The 2,021-nt window shown below is 64.7% G+C and carries 2 protein-coding genes; one reads left to right on the top strand and one right to left on the bottom strand.

Annotated features, from left to right (window positions below; all coding sequences use genetic code 11):
• Positions 1 to 1,098: serine hydrolase domain-containing protein (locus VLT15_09290; protein ID HSR45409.1), on the bottom strand; the 1,098-nt coding region annotated here is incomplete at its 3' end.
• Between the two features lie 130 nt (positions 1,099 to 1,228).
• On the opposite strand from VLT15_09290, the gene VLT15_09285 reads away from it, so the two are divergent.
• Positions 1,229 to 2,021, top strand: a 793-nt coding sequence (locus VLT15_09285; GenBank protein HSR45408.1) for a hypothetical protein, incomplete at its 3' end; no start/stop codon positions are given.

Genomic DNA, 2,021 nt, shown 5'->3' with positions numbered 1-2,021 from the left:
TTCGACCAGCATCTCGTGCAGGTTCCGCATGAACCCGGTCTGGGGGGAAGGATCGCCCGTACCGACCATGGATTCACCGTTCACCGCCGTGTAGAACGCGACACCCTCTTCGGGAAGGATGGTCATGCGGTTGGAGGTGCCAATGCCGTTGCCTTCGTGATACAGGGCCGACCGGTCCTCGTACCGCCACTCGGTCAGTCCGGTGGTGTAGGCACGGAGGCCCGGATACGGGCCGGCCGGCGTGAGCAGCCCTTCGCGTGTCGATTGCGAGAGGGGGCTTTCCTCAGCCAGGAGAGCGCCCAGGAACCGTGCGATGTCGTTACCGGTGGCGATCAGTCCCGCACCGGGCACCAGGTCAGGTGTGTCGATGGGGTACGGCGCAAAGCCGCTCCCGTCCCATGAGTAGCCGATGGCAACGTCTTCGGGTGCTGGCTGCCGGAAGGTTGCGGTCGTCATGCCCAGAGGCTCGAAGAGACCCGAGTGGGCGACTTCGGGGAACTCCGTGTCCATGGCCCCGGCCATTGCGGCTCCGGCCAGGGTGTAGCCGATACTTGAATAGCTGGCAACGACGTCGGGGGCGATGGAACGGTCGCCGAGGTTCCGGACCCACTCGTCCAGACCGTGCGCGTCCTCCTCTTCGAGATGGTGACTTCCGACGAAGGCGTCGGGGTAGCCGCCTCGGTGCTGCAGCAACTGTCGCAACGTGCTGGCTGGCCCGTACCGGTCGGTCAGATCGACGTCGAGGTACATGTCAACGGGTACGTCTAGATCGAGGTGGCCGTGTGCGGCGAGTTCGAGGCCCAGGGCAGCGGTGATCGGCTTGGAAATCGAGCCCATCCGCAGGGGCGTGTCGATGGTCATCTCACGACCGCTGGTCACATCCGCTAGGCCGAACGCCGCGGCGATGACGGTCCCATCAGCGTCGACCATGACGAACACCAGACCCGGAACTCCGGAGGCGTCCATCTCTTCGGCCGCGAACGTCTGTACCGCTTCTTCCAGGCCGGATGGCCATTCTGCCGCGCCTGCCCGGAGGCCCGGCAGAAACACCAGAGCTAGCAGGCCAAGAACGGCGATTGTCTTACTTGGGTTTGTCATGTCACTCCTCTGTGACTCGCTTGACCTCAATATGTCTCAGTGAGGTCTGGGGTACATCGGGGGCGGCACCGGTTGGCTCTAAGGGCTGGCCCCGATTGCGGCGGTTCGGCCGACACACGAAGATGGGCTCATGCAGGTGATGTCGACTAAGCGTGTCCCGGTTTGGCCGGCTGCGGCAGGGGTCATGGTCCTGGGACTCGCCACGGGATGGGCTGCGTCAGCCTCGACCCTCCCGGGTGCCCCGTCGACCGCCGTCGTGAGGGCCGACGTCGCTGCGGGCTGGTCGTTCGTCGTCGTCGGAGCGGCGCTGTGGACCCGCTATCGCAGCAAACTAATAGGAGGGTTGGCCATTGCGGTCGGGTTGGGCATATTCCTCCCGGACATTCGCTGGTTCGAAGGCAGTGTCCCCTGGACGCTTGGATCGATGCTCACCGATGTCCACCTTGTTCTGCTCGCCTGGCTGGTCCTGGCATTTGCCGACGGTCGCCTCGATCGAGCTGAGCGTGGCTACGTCGCCTTCCTCAGCGCCTATTTCGTCGTGCTGGCGGTGGTCGGCCACCTCTTCGAGGATCCGAGGCCGGGGTGCCAGGAATGCCCGGCGAGCTTCATGCTCATACGCCCCGACGCAGAGTTGAACGACCTGATCTGGGGTGTCGGACAGGTGGGCAACCTGATCCTTGTCGGGGTTCTCGTCGCGTTGATCATCCGGAAACGGAACTCCTCGAGTCAGGCGGCCCGGCGCGCCCTCAGTCCGGTCATCTGGGCCTTATGGCCGATCGCCTTGGCTCTGGTGCTGGCGTTCCTGGAACCCCTCGTCGGCTTCGGGGAATCCGGAGGCAAGGCAGTGCTGATGATCGAACGCCTGGCGCTGATTGCCTTCCCGGCAGCCCTCGTCGTCGGCATCGTGCGGTCCCGACTCGATC

The organism is Acidimicrobiia bacterium (genome assembly GCA_035471805.1).
Classification (GTDB): domain Bacteria; phylum Actinomycetota; class Acidimicrobiia; order Spongiisociales; family JAHEDJ01; genus JAHEDJ01.
The sequence above is the reverse complement of the archived record's forward strand: the minus strand, read 5'-3'. Positions and strand labels throughout refer to the sequence as shown.